Source organism: Kingella potus, from assembly GCF_900451175.1.
Classification (GTDB): domain Bacteria; phylum Pseudomonadota; class Gammaproteobacteria; order Burkholderiales; family Neisseriaceae; genus Neisseria; species Neisseria potus.
On sequence record NZ_UGJJ01000001.1, the window covers coordinates 583,986 to 601,492 of the forward strand.

At 54.3% G+C, this 17,507-nt stretch carries 20 protein-coding genes; 18 read left to right on the forward strand and 2 right to left on the reverse strand.

Translation table 11 applies throughout. The features are described from left to right. The 17 genes from DYE40_RS12165 (at window position 1) to DYE40_RS02645 (ending at window position 13,790) form a co-directional block, all read left to right on the forward strand. A complete protein-coding gene (locus DYE40_RS12165; RefSeq protein ID WP_147286559.1) occupies window positions 1-234 on the forward strand; it encodes a hypothetical protein in 234 nt (77 codons plus the stop codon). Further along, window positions 231-1,286 (forward strand): glycosyltransferase family 9 protein, encoded by a 1,056-nt coding sequence (locus DYE40_RS02575; RefSeq protein WP_115307592.1) that lies wholly within the window; start codon window positions 231-233, stop codon window positions 1,284-1,286. Before DYE40_RS12165 ends, DYE40_RS02575 begins: the two co-directional genes overlap by 4 nt. Next, on the forward strand, window positions 1,286-1,702 hold the full coding sequence (locus DYE40_RS02580; RefSeq protein ID WP_115307593.1) for a DUF7832 domain-containing protein: 417 nt from the start codon (window positions 1,286-1,288) through the stop codon (window positions 1,700-1,702). Before DYE40_RS02575 ends, DYE40_RS02580 begins: the two co-directional genes overlap by 1 nt. An 18-nt stretch (window positions 1,703-1,720) precedes the next feature. Then, complete coding sequence (locus DYE40_RS02585; RefSeq protein WP_115307594.1) at window positions 1,721-2,764, forward strand: WaaS/CpsH family glycosyltransferase; 1,044 nt, start codon at window positions 1,721-1,723, stop codon at window positions 2,762-2,764. Continuing rightward, window positions 2,761-3,165, forward strand: a complete 405-nt coding sequence (locus DYE40_RS02590; protein WP_115307595.1) for a sugar 3,4-ketoisomerase — start codon at window positions 2,761-2,763, stop codon at window positions 3,163-3,165. The genes DYE40_RS02585 and DYE40_RS02590 overlap by 4 nt, the downstream gene beginning before the upstream one ends. Window positions 3,166-3,167: 2 nt before the next feature. Continuing rightward, the gene (locus DYE40_RS02595; protein WP_115307596.1) at window positions 3,168-3,626 is read left to right on the forward strand and encodes an acyltransferase; all 459 of its coding nucleotides are present in this window, start codon (window positions 3,168-3,170) and stop codon (window positions 3,624-3,626) included. Then, entirely contained in the window at window positions 3,623-4,723 is a 1,101-nt protein-coding gene (locus tag DYE40_RS02600; RefSeq protein WP_115307597.1) for a DegT/DnrJ/EryC1/StrS family aminotransferase, read from the forward strand. Before DYE40_RS02595 ends, DYE40_RS02600 begins: the two co-directional genes overlap by 4 nt. A 14-nt stretch (window positions 4,724-4,737) precedes the next feature. Further along, the gene (locus DYE40_RS02605; protein WP_115307598.1) at window positions 4,738-5,769 is read left to right on the forward strand and encodes a glycosyltransferase family 2 protein; all 1,032 of its coding nucleotides are present in this window, start codon (window positions 4,738-4,740) and stop codon (window positions 5,767-5,769) included. A gap of 53 nt (window positions 5,770-5,822) precedes the next feature. After that, window positions 5,823-6,887, forward strand: a complete 1,065-nt coding sequence (rfbB, locus tag DYE40_RS02610; protein ID WP_115307599.1) for a dTDP-glucose 4,6-dehydratase — start codon at window positions 5,823-5,825, stop codon at window positions 6,885-6,887. A gap of 138 nt (window positions 6,888-7,025) precedes the next feature. After that, complete coding sequence (rfbA, locus tag DYE40_RS02615; RefSeq protein WP_115307600.1) at window positions 7,026-7,907, forward strand: glucose-1-phosphate thymidylyltransferase RfbA; 882 nt, start codon at window positions 7,026-7,028, stop codon at window positions 7,905-7,907. A gap of 89 nt (window positions 7,908-7,996) precedes the next feature. Next, a complete protein-coding gene (gene dctP / locus DYE40_RS02620; protein WP_218564329.1) occupies window positions 7,997-9,037 on the forward strand; it encodes a TRAP transporter substrate-binding protein DctP in 1,041 nt (346 codons plus the stop codon). A 437-nt stretch (window positions 9,038-9,474) separates the two neighbouring features. After that, on the forward strand, window positions 9,475-9,675 hold the full coding sequence (locus DYE40_RS02625) for a hypothetical protein (RefSeq protein WP_115307601.1): 201 nt from the start codon (window positions 9,475-9,477) through the stop codon (window positions 9,673-9,675). Between the two features lie 365 nt (window positions 9,676-10,040). Next, entirely contained in the window at window positions 10,041-10,937 is an 897-nt protein-coding gene (rfbD, locus tag DYE40_RS02630) for a dTDP-4-dehydrorhamnose reductase (RefSeq protein ID WP_115307602.1), read from the forward strand. 406 nt (window positions 10,938-11,343) lie between these two features. Continuing rightward, window positions 11,344-11,979 carry a hypothetical protein gene (locus tag DYE40_RS12170; RefSeq protein ID WP_147286560.1) on the forward strand — a complete coding sequence of 212 codons (636 nt, stop codon included), beginning with the start codon at window positions 11,344-11,346 and terminating at the stop codon, window positions 11,977-11,979. Window positions 11,980-12,182: 203 nt separating this feature from the next. Then, window positions 12,183-12,362 (forward strand): RHS repeat domain-containing protein, encoded by a 180-nt coding sequence (locus DYE40_RS12880; protein ID WP_244733312.1) that lies wholly within the window; start codon window positions 12,183-12,185, stop codon window positions 12,360-12,362. A 275-nt stretch (window positions 12,363-12,637) separates the two neighbouring features. Further along, window positions 12,638-13,063, forward strand: coding sequence for an SMI1/KNR4 family protein (locus DYE40_RS02640; protein WP_115307603.1), 426 nt, complete (start codon window positions 12,638-12,640; stop codon window positions 13,061-13,063). Window positions 13,064-13,448: 385 nt separating this feature from the next. Then, window positions 13,449-13,790 (forward strand): hypothetical protein, encoded by a 342-nt coding sequence (locus tag DYE40_RS02645; RefSeq protein ID WP_115307604.1) that lies wholly within the window; start codon window positions 13,449-13,451, stop codon window positions 13,788-13,790. 514 nt (window positions 13,791-14,304) lie between these two features. Here DYE40_RS02645 and DYE40_RS02650 read toward each other — a convergent pair. Together DYE40_RS02650 and DYE40_RS02655 are read right to left on the reverse strand one after the other, a co-directional pair. Continuing rightward, window positions 14,305-15,507, reverse strand: coding sequence for an acetylornithine/succinyldiaminopimelate transaminase (locus tag DYE40_RS02650; protein ID WP_281270654.1), 1,203 nt, complete (start codon window positions 15,505-15,507; stop codon window positions 14,305-14,307). 164 nt (window positions 15,508-15,671) lie between these two features. Beyond that, complete coding sequence (locus DYE40_RS02655) at window positions 15,672-16,271, reverse strand: DNA glycosylase (RefSeq protein WP_115307606.1); 600 nt, start codon at window positions 16,269-16,271, stop codon at window positions 15,672-15,674. A 194-nt stretch (window positions 16,272-16,465) separates the two neighbouring features. On the opposite strand from DYE40_RS02655, the gene DYE40_RS02660 reads away from it, so the two are divergent. Further along, complete coding sequence (locus tag DYE40_RS02660; RefSeq protein WP_115307607.1) at window positions 16,466-17,287, forward strand: class I SAM-dependent methyltransferase; 822 nt, start codon at window positions 16,466-16,468, stop codon at window positions 17,285-17,287. Window positions 17,288-17,507 lie beyond the last annotated feature (220 nt).

Sequence of the window (17,507 nt, forward strand, 5' to 3'; positions counted from 1 at the left end):
ATGCCGAACATATCAAGGAAAGGCCGTCTGAAAAGCCGCGCTCCCCGCTGCCAAAGTAGGGTGTGCCGCCCCAAGGCGACGCACGCGGCCGATGCCAAACCCAAGCCCGCGCCCTGTGCCGCCCCTTTAATAAACAGCATCCATCCACCCGACGGCAACAGGCCGTCTGAAAACCGCCAAAGGCTACCTGAAAAGCAAAACACACCGCCCGCAATCCAAACAAGCCGCCCATGACCGCCAAAACCCTGTTCAAAGCCCTCAAAAAACGCCTGCAAACCCTGCGCATCCGCGCGGGCAAAGCCCTGTACGACCGCGCCCCGCGCCCGTCTGCCGCCCCGCTGTCGCCCGAACACATCCGCGCCGTCCTCTTTCTGCGCCAAGACGGCAAAATCGGCGACTACATCGTCAGCTCCTTCGTGTTCCGCGAAATCAAAAAAGCCGCGCCGCACATCAAAATCGGCGTGGTCTGCACCGAAGCCAACCGCAGCCTGTTCGACCGCAACCCGCATATCGACACCGTCCACACCGTCCGCGCCAAAAGCAGCCGCTCCTATTGCGCCGTCGGCCGCAGCATTGCCGGACAATACGACGTCCTCATCGACCCCACCGCCTTCCTGCGCACCCGCGACCTGCGCCTTATCCGCAGCATCGCCGCCCCCTACAACATCGGTTTCGCCAAAGAACACTACCGCATCTTCAACCGCAACATCCCCGACCAAAACCAGCATTTCAGCGAAATCTACCGCCAAGCCTTAGAAATCTGCGGCTTTACCGCCATCGACACCGCCTACGACATTCCCGCCGACCCCGCCGCCGCAGACGCCGTTGCCGCCTTTCTGCAACAGCGGCAAATCGGCAGCTACACCGCCGTCAACTTCTTCGGCGCGGCCAACGCCCGCCGCTTCACTCCCGAAAACATCGCCCGCTGGCTCGCCCATTTCGCCGAAAAACTGCCGCAGCAGCAATTCGTCCTGCTCGGCTATCCTGCCGCAACCCCCCTGCTGCAACAGCTCGCCCAAGCCGCGCCCAACTGCCACGTTTACGAAAAAACACAAACCATACAAGATAATATCGAACTCATCCGCCGCGCCGATCGCGTCATCTCCCCCGACACCGCCACCGTCCACATCGCCGCCGGCCTCGGCAAACCCCTAATCGGCCTCTACCGCGACGAAGGGCTGAACTACTGGCTGCCCTACACCCGAAGCCCCGCCGCCATCCTCTACTACCGCGACAACATCAACGAAATCACCCCCGACAACCTGCCCTCGGACTGGTTTGAATAATGCTCTACGACCACATTACGCTGCACACCGCCGTATCCCCCGCCCAAGCCGCCCGTCATATCGGGTATTATTACGCATGGGCGGTGTCGCAAGGCCTGCACAGCGAAGCGGCGGCCGCCTTGCCGCAGTTTGACGATTTGCAGCAGCGGCGGATTTCAGGCGGCCTGTTTGTGCGGCAGCAGCTCAGCGGCGGCATAGACAGCAACTGTTTCAATGACTTGGGCAACCGCTTCACCCGATATTATTACGCCGACGAAGACGAAGGCTACGGCCACTTCCTCGCCGACTACTTCCTCGCCCTCGGCCTGGAAAACGAAGACGCGTTCTACCAAGTACCCGACACGGCGGAACACCAGGCAAAGCTGGACAAGGTTTTTCAGGTAGCCTTTGAACGCTGGAAAAGCAGTCTGCAATAACACGGCACGGAAGCAATCATGACAAAACCCCGTATTTTCCTAGGCATGGTCAACGATGCCGACATACACGTCCTGCTGGGCGAATGTCTGGCGCATCACGGCTTCGATGTGCTTGATTTCACGCTGGACACGCAAACCTTCCGCTACCCGAACCTCTGGGCGCGCATCCAAACCAAGTTCAAGCAAACCGTTTTGGGCAACAAAGATGCCAAAAAAGAACTGATGGTTGAAGTAAAGCGCAGGCAGTTGGCCGCCAAACTGGCAGACTTTCCCGCCTTCGATTACGCCTTATTCATCCGCTCGGATATTTATCCCAACAGCTTTATCCGTGAAATCAAAAGCAAATCCCGCCTTACGGTCAATTACCAATGGGACGGCTTGGATCGTTTCCCTTCTATAAAAAGCCAAATCGGCCTGTTTGACCGCTTCTATATTTTCGACCCGAATGATGCGGCACAGAACGATCCCCGCCTGCTGCCGACCACCAATTTCTATTTCGACCATCTGCCGCCAGCCGATGCCGTACAGACCGAAGCACCCGTACTCTATTTTATCGGCGCACACCGCGAAGACCGCATCCCCACCGTCCGCCGCTTCTGCCGTTATGCCGAACAGGCCGGCTGGCCGCTGGATTTCCAAATCGTCTATTACGGCAATCCGCAACAAATCAGCCCGCTCTACGACTGCGGCAACATCACTTTCCGCCAGCGGACAAGCTATCGGGAAAATCTGGAAAACGCCCGCCGCGCTTCGGTGCTGGTCGATTTCGTCATCAGCACGCACAGCGGCCTGTCGCTGCGCGTTTTTGAAGCATTGGGACACCGCAAAAAACTGATTACCACCAATGCCGACATCAAAAACTACGATTTCTACCATCCCGACAACATCTTTATCTGGGACGGCGAACATTTCGACGGCATGGATGACTTCCTCCAACGCCCTTATCATGAAATCGACCCCGCTATCCGCGAGAAATACAGCTTCGGCAACTGGCTCCGTTATGTATTGCAGATAGAGCCCCACCAACCCATCCATTTACCCGTGCAGACTCCACCAACATGAAAATCAACCTGATACAGCTCCAAACCCACGGCGACGAACGCGGCTCGCTGATTGCTCTTGAAGAAGGCAAAAACATCCCTTTTAAAATCAAGCGCGTTTATTATCTGTTCGACACCAAAGAAGGCGTGCGGCGCGGTTTTCACGCCCACAAGCAGCTCAAACAGATTGTGGTGGCCGTGCGCGGTTCGTGCCGTTTCCTGCTGGACGACGGCACAGAAAAAGTCAGCGTGTTGCTGGACAATCCGGCGCAGGGCTTGTTAATCGAATCGTTTATGTGGCGGGAAATGTATGATTTTTCGGAAGACTGCGTGTTGATGGTGCTGGCCGACAGCCTGTACGACGAGTCGGACTATATCCGCGACTACGACGAATTTGTCCGCATCTCGGGGAAAGAAGGTTAGCCGTGTTTATCCATCCGCTCAGCGATGTTGCCGCCAAAAATATCGGCGAAGGCACGCGCATCTGGCAGTTTGCCGTGGTGCTGGCAGATGCCGCCATCGGCAAAAACTGCAATATCTGCGCCCATACCCTGATTGAAAACGACGTGGTAATCGGCAACAACGTTACAGTCAAATCAGGCGTTTACCTGTGGGACGGCATTGTGTTGGAAGACGATGTCTTCGTCGGCCCGAATGCCACGTTCACCAACGACAAAATGCCCCGCTCCAAACAGTATCCGCCCGAATTTTTAAAAACCGTCGTCCGCAAAGGCGCAAGCATCGGTGCCAACGCCACCATCCTGCCCGGCATCGAGCTGGGCGAATACTGCATGGTCGGCGCAGGTGCCGTCGTTACCAAAAATGTCCCGCCCAGAAGTATTGTGGCCGGCAACCCCGCCCGTATCGTAGGAGAAATACCGTGATTCCGTTTTTGGATTTGCAACAGATCAACCGGCAATATGCCGAAGAATTGAAAGCCGCCTGCAACCGCGTTATCGACAGCGGCTGGTATATTTCGGGCAGCGAACTGGAAAATTTCGAGCAGCAGTTTGCCCGATATTGCGGCGCAAAGCACGCCATCGGCGTGGCCAACGGCTTGGACGCGCTGGTTTTGGTATTGCGCGCTTGGCAGGAAGCAGGCCGTCTGAAAGAGGGCGACGAAGTCATTGTGCCCGCCAACACCTATATCGCCTCCGTACTGGCCGTTACCGCCAACCGGCTCGTGCCGGTGCTGGTCGAGCCCGATGCCGCAACCTTCAATCTGAGCGCGGCTGCCGTTGCGGCAGCGGTAACGGACAAAACCCGCGCCGTTTTGCCTGTCCACCTCTACGGTCAGTTGGCCGATATGGCGGGCATCATGCCGCTGGCGGAGAAACACGGCCTGCTGGTATTGGAAGATGCCGCCCAAGCCCACGGCGCACGGCTAAACGATAAAAAAGCAGGCAATTGGGGACATGCGGCGGGATTCAGTTTTTATCCCGGCAAAAACCTCGGCGCACTCGGCGACGGCGGCGCGGTTACCACCAACGACGACGGATTGGCCGAAATCATCCGGGCATTGCGCAATTACGGCTCGCACCGCAAATACGAAAACCTGTACAGCGGCACCAACAGCCGCCTGGACGAGATTCAGGCCGCCATGCTGGCGGTCAAACTCAACCATCTGGATCGGGAAAACGCCCGCCGCCGCCGCATCGCGCAACGCTATCTGTCCGAAATCCGCAATCCCCTGATTACGCTGCCCCAAGCCCCCGTATCCGAAGCACACGTCTGGCATTTGTTTGTCGTCCGCTGCGCCAAGCGCGATGAGTTGCAGGAACACCTGCGGCAAAACGGCATCCAAACGCTGGTGCACTATCCGATTCCGCCGCACAAGCAGCAGGCCTACCGCCATCTGAACCACCTTTCCCTGCCGCTGACCGAAGAGCTGCACCGCAGCGTGTTGTCGCTGCCCATCAGCCCCGTTATGACGGATGAAGAAGCAGGCAGGGTAATTGATGCCTGCAACAGCTTCAAATAATACAAGGATACAATATGAGCAACCATCTGCTTTCCATCTGCTGCCTCGGTTACAACCATGCCGATTTTTTAAAAGAAAACCTTGATTCTATCGAACGCATTGCTTATCCGAATATAGAAGTCGTCGTAGTGGATGACGGCTCGAAAGACAACAGCGTGGAGGTTTTAAACGGCTTGGCCGACAAATATCCGTTTCCCGTTACCGTCATTGCCCAAGAGAATACGGGCAATATCGGTAAAAACTTCAACACCGCCCTAGAAAAATGCAAGGGCGGATTAGTGGCCTTTATTTCTTTGGACGATGTGTTTAATCCGGAAGTTGTCCGCCAAGAAATCGAGCTGATGAACAGCCAAGAAGACTTGGCTTTTGTGGCCACCAAAAAAGCGGCATCCATCAACAACAAAGGCAAAGTCATCACCGGATACCTGCCCGAATCGCCCATTGAAAATATAGAACACCCCACCGTATCAGAGCTGCTGGAATTTGAATACTCGCACTTCGGCGCATTCTTTATACAAGGATGCATATTCAGAAAATCGCTAATCGATGCCGTCGGCGGGTTTGACGAAGACATCATCGGCGACGACATTGTTCTCCGAACCAAGCTGTTCCGCTATCTGCTCGATCATCCCGAATGGAAACACGCATTTCTGCCGGGCAACAATGTTTTCTACCGCCTGCACGACAACAATATACATAAAAACAGCATACGCCAGATTAGAAATGTCAGCGAATATCTGGAAAGATACTGGCCGGACAGAGAAGTGCCCGACGCATTGGTTTCATGGGCGGTTTATGCCATTAGAAATTCCACTTTCGACGAATCCATACGCATCTTCTCCATGAACAAAGTGGCCGCCTCACTCCTGCACAACAAAGAAGTACAGAAAATATTGCAGGCATCCGCCTATGCCTCATACAAAGCAGACCATAAAAAACCCATCAGCAAAGAAAGAATCAAAGACATAAGAATCATCACATTATTCGGCAACATCGTCTTTTCCTACAAAAAGAAACTGAAACAACGCAATCCGGCACACTCCTGACACCGCCCGTTTGCACAGATTTCCCCCAACTTACAGCCCAACGAACCTGAACTATGCACCCCATCCTCATCACCGGCGGCGCGGGCTTTATCGGCTCCGCCCTCATCCGCCACCTCATCGCCCACACAGACGAACACGTCGTCAACCTCGACAAACTCACCTACGCCGGCAACCTCCAATCCCTCGCCGCCGTGTCCGGCCACCCCCGCTACACCTTCGAGCACGCCGACATCTGCGACCGCGCCGCACTAGACCGCATCTTCGAGCAGCACCAGCCCCGCGCCGTCATGCACCTGGCCGCCGAAAGCCACGTCGACCGCAGCATCGACAGCCCCGCCGACTTCATCCACACCAACATCGTCGGCACCTACACCCTGCTCGAAGCCGCCCGCGCCCACTACGAAAGACTACCTGAAAACCAAAAAACCGCCTTCCGCTTCCACCACATCTCCACCGACGAAGTGTACGGCGACCTGCACGGCAGCGACGACCTGTTCACCGAAACCACCCCCTACGCCCCGTCCAGCCCCTACTCCGCCAGCAAAGCCGGCAGCGACCACCTCGTCCGCGCCTGGCAGCGCACCTACCGCCTGCCCACCCTCATCACCAACTGCTCAAATAATTACGGCCCCTGCCACTTCCCCGAAAAACTCATCCCCCACATCATCCTCAACGCCCTTTCCGGCAAACCCCTGCCCATATACGGCGACGGCAGCCAAATCCGCGACTGGCTGTATGTAGAAGACCACGCCCGCGCCCTCCACACCGTCGTAACGCAAGGCCACACCGGCGAAACCTACAACATCGGCGGACACAACGAAAAAACCAACCTCGAAGTCGTCCGCACCGTCTGCGCCCTGCTCGAAGAACTCGCCCCCGAAAAGCCCGCCGGCGTACACCGCTATGCCGACCTCATCACCTTCGTCCCCGACCGCCCCGGCCACGATGCCCGCTACGCCATCGACGCCGCCAAAATCGCCCGCGAACTCGGCTGGCAGCCGCAGGAAACCTTCGACAGCGGCATCCGCAAAACCGTGCAATGGTATCTCGACAACCGCGACTGGTGGCAAAACGTCCTCAACGGCAGCTACCGCCTGCAACGCCTCGGCGGACGGTAAAACCCCTTTTCAGACGGCCACAGGCTACCTGAAGCCCAAACAGGCCGTCTGAAAACCCCGCCACATAATGCAAACCCCGTTTTCAGACGGCCTCCAAACACCGACAGACCAAAACCCAAAAAGCCCAAAGGACACCCCATGAAAGGCATCATCCTCGCCGGCGGCTCCGGCACCCGCCTCTACCCCATCACACGCGGCGTATCCAAGCAGCTCCTACCCGTGTACGACAAACCCATGATTTACTACCCCCTGTCCGTACTGATGCTCGCCGGCATCCGCGACATCCTCGTCATCACCACCCCCGAAGACAACGCCGCCTTCCGCCGCCTGCTCGGCAGCGGCCAAGACTTCGGCATCCGCATCAGCTACGCCGTCCAGCCCAGCCCCGACGGCCTCGCCCAAGCCTTCCTCATCGGCGAAGACTTCATCGGCAGCGACAACGTCTGCCTCGTCTTAGGCGACAACATCTTCTACGGCCAATCCTTCACCCAAATGCTGCAACAAGCCGCCGCCCGCGCACACGGAGCCACCGTCTTCGCCTACCAAGTCAAAGACCCCGAACGCTTCGGCGTAGTAGAGTTCGACAAACAATTCAAAGCCATATCCATCGAAGAAAAACCGCAGCAGCCCAAATCCGACTGGGCGGTAACCGGCCTCTATTTCTACGACAACCGCGTCGTCGGCATGGCCAAACAAGTCAAACCCTCCGCCCGCGGCGAGCTCGAAATCACCACCCTCAACGAAATGTACCTCGAAGACGGCAGCCTCAACGTCCAGCTTCTCGGACGCGGCTTCGCCTGGCTCGACACCGGCACCCACGAAAGCCTGCACGAAGCCGCCTCCTTCGTACAGGCCGTGCAAAACATCCAAAACCTTCAGGTAGCCTGCCTCGAAGAAATCGCCTGGCGCAACGGCTGGCTGCCGGCCGAACAACTCGAAGCCCTCGCCCGCCCCATGGCCAAAAACGAATACGGCCGATACCTGCTGCGCCTGCTGAAACACAGCGGCCGGCCGCTTTGAGGCCGTCTGAAAAGCAGTCTGTACATTGCGGAATATTCCGCATCATGCACCGTCACGACCCGCCATCCCTGCAAAAACATGAGGATAAAATGAACATCCGCAAACCTACCCTGCTTATGCTGGCGGCTGCCGCAGCCGCGCTTTTACTGTCGGGTACGGCCGCAGCCGCAGGCACCATACTGCGCTACAGCGACCACGAACCCTACGGCAATATGCGCACCCGCTTCATCAACGACGTATTCTTCAAAAACGTCGAAGCCGAAAGCCAAGGCCGTCTGAAAATCGAAGCGCACTGGGGCGGCAGCATCGCCAAAGCGCACAACGAACTGCAAGCCGTAGCCGACGGTAAAACCGACCTCATCACCGCCGTCCCCGAATACAGCCTGCAACAACTGCCGCTGCACCAACTCTTCAAAGGCTTCATGATCGGCCCCGTCGGCGGACAACAAGTACAAACCCTGCGCCGCATCTACGCCGACATCCCCGAACTCACCGCCGAATACCAAAAAAACGGCGTAACCCCGCTCATCATCGCCACCGGCTACCCCGTCGCCTTCTTCAGCACCAAGCCGCTGAAAAACCTGAACGACATCAAAGGACAAACCTGGCGCAGCGCCAGCTTCTGGCATCGTGATTTTCTGAAAAACGCCGGCGCAATGCCCACCACCAGCCGCTGGGGCGAAGAAACCTACGCCAAACTGGCCAGCGGCGAAATGCACGGCCTGATGGTCAACATCGACAGTGCCATCGACATCAAAGCCTACGAACACGCCCCCTACGCCCTTGTTTCGCGAGACTTCTGGCTGGGACACATCTACCCCGTAGTCATCAGCAGCCAAAAATGGGCACAGCTTAGCGAAGCAGACCGCGCCGCCTTCCGCCGCGCCGCCGAAAAATCCTACGGCGAGCTGGGCAGAATCATGGACGAAAGCTACGCGCAAATCCTGCAAACCGCCCGCGACAAAGGCGTGAACTTACGCGAACTCAGCCCCGAAGAAGTGCGGGAATGGGCAAAAACCAGCAACTACCGCGCCGTACTCGACAGCTGGGCGGCAGAGCAGGAACGCGCAGGCACAGCGGGGACAACGGCCGTATTGCAGAAACTGAAAAAACATCTGCTGCCGCAATGAAATCCGGTTTTCCGTCTTGCCAAGAATTTATGCAACGCAAACGAAAATTCTGCATTCCAAGAAATCAAGAAACAATGCGGATAGAAAAAAATATGGAGATAGAGTGAATGAAAAAATTACACGTATTTGCGAAATAGGGAACTAAAGTATAAAAAAATCCTCCCCGCCACCGCCGTGCCCTGCTGCCCGAAAGCCAAGAAGCGGCTGAGCTTGAAAGCCGGAAAAAATCGCGCGATTTCCTGAAAACCCGCCCCGTCTGCATCGGCACATCGAACCGGGCGGCAAATACCACTTTATCAACGTCGCCGGATGGGCATTACCGCAAAAGTTGGAAAACGCCACCGCCAACATGCAGCAAACGCTGAAAAACCCGCTGCCGGAAAACACGCAGATACAGCCCTGCCTGTTCCGCTTCATCGATCAATAAGGCACGCACCATGAGAAACGACAATCCTCAAACATCCGGACGCGTCAGCCGCCTGCTGCATTGGCTGATGGTGGCGACGATGCTGCTGATGTCAGCCTCCGCCATCGCTTCCAGTATCTACCCCACGCTGAATGTACTGCGGCGGCTGCACCAAGGCTTCGGCATCACCCTTCTGGTGCTGGTGGCACTCCGGATTGCGCTCGCTCGCTGAACAACCTCCGCAGCCGCCCTAGCGAAAGCTGGGCATATCGGCCTGTATCTGTTAGCGAACCATACGCACCGTGTCGTGCCGTATTTATTTAGCGGAACAAAACAGCCAAGATACCGCACCGCAGGCAGAGCGAAGCATATTTTCCCTGCATTGTTTTTAAGACATAAGAAAATCCTTCCCTATCAGACCAAGGCGCGGAAAGGCCGCAGGTTTTTTATATTGTTCCGCTACAAACCGCAGCGAAAGGCCGTCTGAAATCTGTCTTTCAGACGGCCTTTCCGCTTTTGCCCAAACGCACGCTCCGTTTTCCAAGCCGCCTTTTCAGACGGCCTACCTCCGTCCCAACCCATCATAAGGACAAACACATGAACATCCTCCTCGCCGGAGCCGCAGGCCAAGTCGGCCGCGAACTCGTTTCCCGTCTCGAAAACCGCGCCAATCTACTGGCCGCAGGCCGCGACACCCTCGACATCACCGACCGCAATGCCGTTTTTCAGACGGCCTCATCCCTCCGTCCCGACATCATCATCAACGCCGCCGCCTACACCGCCGTAGACAAAGCCGAAAACGATGCCGCTGCCGCCTACGCCGTAAACCGCGATGCCGTGCGCCATCTGGCCGAAGCCGCCGCCGCGCACAACGCCGCCTTCATCCATCTCTCCACCGACTACGTTTTCGACGGCACGGCAAACCGCCCCTACCGCGAAACCGACCCCGTCCACCCGCAAAGCATCTACGGCCAAAGCAAACTCGCAGGTGAACAGGCCGCCGCCGCCTGTGCCCGCCACATCATCCTGCGCACCGCCTGGGTGTTCGGCGCACACGGCGGCAACTTCGTCAAAACCATGCTCCGCCTCGGCCGCGAACGCGACAGTCTCGGCATCGTTGCCGACCAGCACGGCGCACCCACTCCCGCCGCCGCCATTGCCGCCGCCATCGTTACGATTGCCGGACGCAGCCGTGATCCGGACTTCGCCGACTGGGGCATCTACCATTTTTCAGGCAGCCCCTACACCACCTGGCACGGCTTCGCCGCCGAAATCTTCGCCCAAGCGGTCAAACAAAATATCCTGCCGCACGCGCCGCAATTAAACGCCATCGCCACCGCCGACTACCCCACCCCCGCCCGCCGCCCTGCCGATTCGCGACTGGACTGCGCCAAGATCCATGAAGTCTTCGGCATCCCCCCCGCAAACTGGCAGGCCGCCCTTGCCAATCTGCATCCCTATCTGCCTGCCGCGCCACATAACGCGCCGCAATAAAACATCCCTTACCTTATTCGGCATATTGCCGGCACAGTTGCAACCAACATCCCGTCCCTTAACCTGTGGAGGCACAGCATGAAAGCAAAAAACAAAATTTTCAATTGGGACAAAGCCAAAACCCAATACCGGTATATCAAAGGCGGAGACTTGTTCTGCTACCGGATTGCCGAATTCTGTCAGTTTTCCGTTTGCCAAACGGCAAGATGCAGAACGGTTGCGGATACTTCTGGGCAGCAAAAACCGCGTACATTGTCTTGGGACGGCATACCCTACGTTTGCTAATGGTCGTTGCTCTCATACAAATAATTCTAGAAGAGGCGGAAGCACAATCCTAGCTTCAAAAGGAAAAACAAGCCAAGCAAACGGCAAAATATAGTATTTATTTTATTAAGGCATGGATAATATGAAGAAAGAAATTATCTCAGAATTTTGTAACATATTAAAAGAAAGTGATATTTTATTTAAAAACATCGGAGGGATTTTTGAACTCTATCATAATAATGATGAATTAATTGGAAAATTGGTTTTTCAATTTAAATCAGGAAAACATATGGCATCAGGTGCTTTATGCTCATTTTCTCTTACCGAACACATAAATGAAAATATTATTGATAAAAAATTTATTGAGTTAGGTAAACATATACCACAGCTATATCCAACCGTAAATGATTTTACAGATAAAAATGATACCCCGAGTAATTTTAAAATATACGGTTCGGAATTTAAGAATGTTAGCCATATATTTAGAAATTATGGAATAATATCAATTTATAAACATACATCAAAAAATGAAATCCACAAAATATTAAATGAAATTTTATTTTTATATGTATTTACTATGAGGAATTATTATTTCTGCACACCAGATACAATTAGCGATGTTCTAAAATATCCCAATTTATATAAATATCCGTTTTTAACAATAGCCATTGTCAAGCATTTAAATGGCTTGCCTCTTGATGATTTTCTTAATAATCCACTTTACCAAAGATTGAAAGATTTCAAACTATTTCCAAAAGTTTTAAAATTATTAGTATAGCAAGCATAGCCTGTATAAGGCAGGGTGTGTACTTTGCCACGCACGCGGTTCAAGGCAGCCCGAAACTCCTCCTTTGTTGTTTTCAGGCTGTCTTTTATTGCAAATACCGTCTGAAATTTTATGTCTCCAACACCCCTACCCAACGAGATATGGCGAGTACACTACTTGAAGCGGGCCGAAAAGCGAAAGCAAAGTCTATCCGAATGCCCATCCAACCGTTAAAACCGCAAAACCAGTATTGTGATGAAGAAACGGGGCTGCATTACAATCTGTTCAGGTATTATGATCCGAAATGTGGGCGGTTTGTTAATCATAATCCGATTAGGCTGCCTGGGGATAATAATCTATACTTTTTTTGTTCCAAATATCGCCATTCGGATTGAGCCATTAGGTTTATCCCGTAAAAAAGGATAATTTTTACAGATTATCGAGATTTAATGCTCCCATTATTGAACCACCCATTAGTAAATATTTGTTAAATAATAAAAAGCAGTATGTCAAAAAGGAAAGGATATAGGTGCTGATAAAGCCAGCTCAGCATTTAATCAATGGAGTAAGGTGTATTGAAAATTGGGAGCGACAGAAGAATTGAAAAACAAGAACAGAAACTAGGAAAAATTTGTTACAGCAGTTAATTTTTGAAAATCAAGGAATAAAAATGGACAAGGTACTATTGGAAAATTTAAATATCTTTTTTAAGGATAATCCGATTTTGGTTGGTAAGCCTTCTTCAAATCAGGAAATACAGGGAATTAAAGATAAATTGAATATATCAATAAACAAAGAATTTGAAGAATTTACTAGAATTTTTGGAGGCTGTCTTATCAACAATCATAAAATTTATGGCTTTCATAACTGTGAATTTTTGGGATGCGATACAATTATAGATATAAATAATCATTTTAAAGACTTCCTAGTCAACTATTATAATGCAATGATTCTTGGTGTTGATGATTGGGGAAATCCCATCTTTATTAATAAAGATGGGCAGATTATCATATTTGATCATGACAATATTGAAGAATCAGTATTGGCAGAAAATTTCTCAGAATATATACAAAAGTGTCTGGATAAAGAAATATAGTATTTAGCAAATATAAATATAGTATTGTAGTGCTGCCACCTATCCAGGTAGCAAAGCATAGCCTGCATAAGATAGGTGTATAGCTCCACCATGCATGTGGTTCACAAGGCAGCCGGAAACCCCCATTCCCCGCTTTCCGGCCGCTGTTAAATGCCAATGCCGCTGAAACCTGTTTTTCAGACGGCACTTGCTAATAAAAATACCAAACTCAGAGCACTGCCCAATCCTGCGCCATCGAGTAATGCTTGTACCTGTCGGGTTATCGGCAGCAAACGCATAGAGCGCGAACAGCAAGACCTGCAACACCTACCGAGAGGTAGTGATACCACGCATTTACTTACCCAAGTTGTTGGGCACGCAATCATAAATCGGATAAGGAATAGAAATGGAAATATACAAAATAATATTATATTTTATAGAATTAAGAGAAACCAATGCTTTAAACAAAAAAATAATCAAATCAGATTTAGATATTTTTTTAAAACAGACTAAGTTAAAAATTATACTTAGCTTGCTTTTAAAAGAAAATTTCCTGTTATCTGATGATAATGATGAAATTGTTTTGGAGTTATCGATAGAACGGGAAACTTTGAATGGCACTATCGACATAACAGATTCCAAAGGAAACTATTACCTGAAAGAGACAACTATCAACATTCATGAAGAATATATAAAATATTTAGCAAAAATAATTAATCATTCGATTGATAAAATTTCCAAAATATAATCCAAAGCCACCAGGAACAAACCGGACATACCGGCCAACCTGCTGCAGTCCGCACGCCTGCTAATGCCGACGGCGCAAACCGCGTTTCCGTATCATTTCCTGCCACCGCGTTCTCCATTCAGACGGCGGCTTGCAGCGCAAACAATAGCTGCCCGCCCGCGAATGCGGCGGTGCGCCCGATAAGCAGGACTTGTCTGCCGAAATACGCCTCCGGCAACCTGCACCGCTGCAATATTCCGCTGTCCGTATGGCGGCAGCGGCAAATACAGGCAGACAGTCGGTGTGGTTGCAGCAGAAACGGAAAATGAAGATAAAAAAACGGAGTCTTGCGCCAACAGGCAAAAGACTCCGTTTTTCCACAGCCGCAGCCGAATGCCGGATTCCGGTTTGCGGCAATGGATCTCGGGCAAATAAAAAGCCGGACATCGGGCGGGAAACGCCGATTGGCCGGACTTTTGTCTGCGGCGGGCTTTTCAGACGGCCTGCGCGAATGCAGAGGCCGTCTGAAAACGGTTTACTGCGTTTGCAGCCATTGTTCCGCCGCCGCTGTGAGGCGCGGCAGGGCTTGGGCGAGGTCTTCGTCGCTAAGCAGCAGGCTCGGGGCGAGGCGGATGACGTTTGTGCCGGCGGTGAGCAGCATCACGCCGTGTTGCAGGGCGGCAGCGGTAAAGGAGGCGGCTTTGCCCGCGTAGGCTTCGGCGAGGACGCAGCCGATCAGCAGACCCTGACCGCGCACACTTTGGAAAATGCCGGTGTCGCGGCCGAGTTTTTCGAGGGCGGCGGTCAAGGCCGCGCCTTGCCTGACGGCGTTGGCAAGGGTGTCTTCGCGGCAGATGAGATCAAAGGCGGCACAACCGACGGCGCAGGACAGGGGGTTGCCGCCGAATGTGGTGCCGTGCGTGCCGGGTGCGAAAGCGGGCGCAAGGCGGTCGGTGGTGAGCATGGCGGCGAGGGGGATGCCGCTGCCGAGGGCTTTCGCGCTGGTGAGGATGTCGGGGGCGATGCCGGTGTGCTGGTAGGCAAACAGCCTGCCGGTGCGCCCCATGCCGGTTTGCACTTCGTCGAAAATCAGGGCGGCTTGGAAACGGTCGCACAGCTCGCGGGCGGTGCGTAAAAATTCGGGCGTGGCGGGCAGTACGCCGCTTTCGCCCTGTACGGGTTCGATGATGACGGCGCAGGTTTGTTCCGACACGGCTGCGGCCAGGGCGGCGGGATCGTTGAAAGGAACGTGGACGATGCCTTCGGGCAGGGGGGCGAAGTCGCGGCTGTATTTGGGCTGGCCGCCGACGGACACGGTAAACAGGGTGCGGCCGTGGAAGGCGTTGGTGCAGGCAACGATTTGGTGTTTGCTCCCGCCGAAAGTGTCGCGGGCGTATTTGCGGGCGAGTTTGAGGGCGGCTTCGTTGGCCTCCGCGCCGGAATTGCAGAAAAACACTTTGTCGGCAAAGGTGTTTTCCACCAGGCGGCGGGCAAGCTCTTGCGCGGGAACGGTGGTGTAGATGTTGGAGATGTGCCAGAGTTTGTGCGCCTGCTCCGCGAGGGCGGCGATAAGGGCGGGATGGCAGTGGCCGAGTGCATTGACGGCGATGCCGCCGGCAAGATCGATGTATTCGCGCCCGTCTGTGTCCCACACCCGGCTGCCGAGTGCGCGGTCGGGGATGACGGGGGCGAAGGAAAAATTGGGGGTGAGGTAGTTTTGCATAGTGTGTTCCTTTATCGGAATATCGGGAATGTTCGGACAGCACGGCCTTGTTTCAGGCCGTCTGAAAAAACGGCCGGCGCGGCTTGGTACAGGAACATATTTTTCTACGGGTGCGCAACAAGGTTTTCAGACGGCCTTTTGCACGGGAAACGGCATTATGCGCCGCCCTGCCCTGTTTCTCAAACCAGCCCGGCCGTCTGAAAAAACGCGCGGTAGGCTTCGGCCTTTTTCGCCAGGCTCAAAGGATAGGCGCGGGAAGTGGACGGCAGACGCGTGAGCGTGAGTTCGCGGCCGGCATAGGGAAAGGACACGCTTTCGCCCGTTTTCGGCATTTTGATACCGCCGCCCTGCACATCAAGCAGGATTTCCGTGGCCTTGCCGCCCGTGGTGCCGATAAAGCGGCAGGCAGGTATCTGCCGCAACACCTCATGCAGATCAACGGGTTCCACCACCTGCAAAAACGCATCCGAAGCATTGCCGCGCCCGCGTATGGCTTTATACACCGTGGGGCAGGAAGCAATGCCGCGCTGCGCCAGAAAGGCTTTGATTTTTTCCGCGTCAAACGCTTTTTCAGACGGCCTTTGGAAATGGGCCGGATCGTTGAAAAACACCAGCCCGTACACACGCCACATATCGTTTTGGAAATTGGGATAATGAAATTCCATCGTCCGCTTCTCCTGCGCGGGCGGGAAAGTGCCCATCAGCATAACGGTGGCCTGCGGCGGCAGGAAGGGCGGGAACGGGCGGACTTCGACAAGGGGCGTTTCGGTTGCGGACATGGTTTTTCTCCTGTTGCGCATTGGCGGCATCCGGCTGGCTGCGCGCCGACCGAACGCGGCGATTGAACCACGCACCTCCTCCGCTTGGCAACCGCCGCCCCTTTTCAGACGGCCTGCCGCTTGGCAGGCGCAGCCGCGCGGCGTATAGTAGAAAAATGCAAACCGTTACTGTTTGTCTGATTTGGAGAACCCTGATGAGTGAGAAAATTTCCCCGAAAGATGTAACCGTACTGTCCGCCACCATGCTGATTCCCCTGTGGGCCAAAGCCGTGGAATACAGCCGCCCCGACCCGCTGCTGCGCGATGCCGAAGCCGCGCGTATGCTCGGCATGATCGACTACGACTTCGCCCCGTTTGCCAAAGCCAAAGCCTCGCAGCCGGGCTGCTGCGGACGCGCCAGACTGCTCGACGACATGGCGCAGCGGTTTATCGGCGAACACCCCGATGCCGTCGTCGTCCAGCTCGGTGCCGGTTTGGACGCACGCTACGAACGCATGGGCAGGCCGCAGGTAACGGCCTGGTACGACTTGGATCTGCCCGAAGTCATCGAGGTGCGGCGCAGGCTGCTGCCCGAATCGGGCAACACCTATCTCGGCGCATCTCTGTTTGACGAAAGCTGGATCGACACCGCCGCCGCACACGGCAAACCGGTGCTGCTGATTATCGAAGGCGTGCTGATGTATTTTGAAGAAGAACGGGTGCAGGCGTTTTTGCAAACGGTGCAGCGCAAGCTCCCCGGCACACAGATCGTGATGGACACGCTGTTCAAAAGAATGGTCGGCAAAGCCCAGCAACACGACGCGCTCAGCCAAATGGGCGAAAAACCGCCCGAATTTCTCTGGGGCATCGGCAACGCAAACGACGTACTCAAACTCGCCCCCGGCAGCAGCCTGATTGAAGAAATCTACCTCAGCAGCGTGTGCGCCCCGCGCTACCCCTTTATCCTGCGCATGATTTACAAAACAAAATGGGGCAGGGAAAACATGGATATGCGGATACTGCGGATACAGCTTTAATCCAAGCCCCACACATGTTCAGGCCGTCTGAAAACAGTATTTCGGGTTTTCAGACGGCCTCTTAACTTGCTTTCGCGCTGACGGCCTGTGTGAGGTGTGTAGCACAGCCGCACACACGGCTTGAATATTCAGACGGCCTCTGTATCCGCATAACGTAAAACGCGTGCTATACACGAATCGCTTAAAACGCGTGCGCCGCCGGGGCGACACACCCTACGGC